Source organism: Pseudomonas sp. MWU12-2319, assembly GCF_023242525.1.
In the GTDB taxonomy this organism is placed as follows: domain Bacteria; phylum Pseudomonadota; class Gammaproteobacteria; order Pseudomonadales; family Pseudomonadaceae; genus Aquipseudomonas; species Aquipseudomonas gingeri_D.
Genome location: NZ_JALJES010000058.1, coordinates 1 through 881, shown reverse-complemented (window position 1 = coordinate 881; position 881 = coordinate 1). Strand labels below are relative to the sequence as shown.

The 881-nt window shown below is 41.4% G+C and carries 1 protein-coding gene; it reads left to right on the top strand.

The genetic code is table 11. From position 1 onward, the window contains the following. Nucleotides 1–177: 177 nt before the first annotated feature. A complete protein-coding gene (locus M5C01_RS32730) occupies nt 178–504 on the top strand; it encodes a hypothetical protein (protein WP_152742421.1) in 327 nt (108 codons plus the stop codon). Nucleotides 505–881 lie beyond the last annotated feature (377 nt).

Genomic DNA, 881 nt, shown 5'->3' with positions numbered 1-881 from the left:
TTTAAAATACGCTTTCATTTTATACTCCAAGAACCATAGAAGCATAGGGGACTAGAAGCATAGGGGACGGATCTATTTTCGACGCGCCTAGCAGGAGCAGTACCTTACTCATAAAATCAAAAATAAATCCGTCCCCTTTTACAGTCCCCTTTGGGGCTCTTCTTCTCCGCTCAGAAAATGGCACGCTTTATTAAGCTTAAATTTTTACACCACCACCAAAAAGTCAAGACAAAAGACAATGGAAAACCAAGCCATAAAAACACCTTATTAAAATCCGCCATAAAAGGAGTCGCAACGACCAAAACAACGACTAATGAAACCAAACAAAAAACACACCACACCATAACAAACAAACCGATCAGTCTGCATGCGCGCAAAAACAAATTATTTATCATCCTTAATCCCTGTGTAAAAATCAAATGCCTTACCACCAACACCTTTCAAGCAAAAAAGGGGACGCCCATTAGCCAGTCTCGCAGCACCATTCAAATCGGCCCTTTTTAGGTCAGCATTCGGATACGGTAGAAAAAATCTACTTACCTTGCCCACTGAGATTATCTCGCCATGGCGCAATCAACCCGCTCTGGAGGGTTCGATCAATCACACCATTCTCAATACTTCCAACATAAATAGAATCCAATTGAAACTCAAAAGACAGACTCTCCTTTTACGCAAAGGGGACGGATTCATTTTTGATACACCTGACAGGACCACCGTTTTACTCACCAAAAAAAATAAATCCGCTCCCTTTTAGATCGAATAGTATAGGCCACGGATTTATTTTCGACGCGCCTAGCAGGAGCAGTACCTTACTCATAAAATTAAAAATAAATCCGTCCCCTTTTACACTGTCCCCTTTTACACTCTTGCCAAAGCGTGGT

Bases quoted from the DNA above. Each gene is read 5' to 3' on its own strand.
- M5C01_RS32730 (WP_152742421.1), top strand. From the start codon at position 178: ATGGCACGCTTTATTAAGCTTAAATTTTTACACCACCACCAAAAAGTC.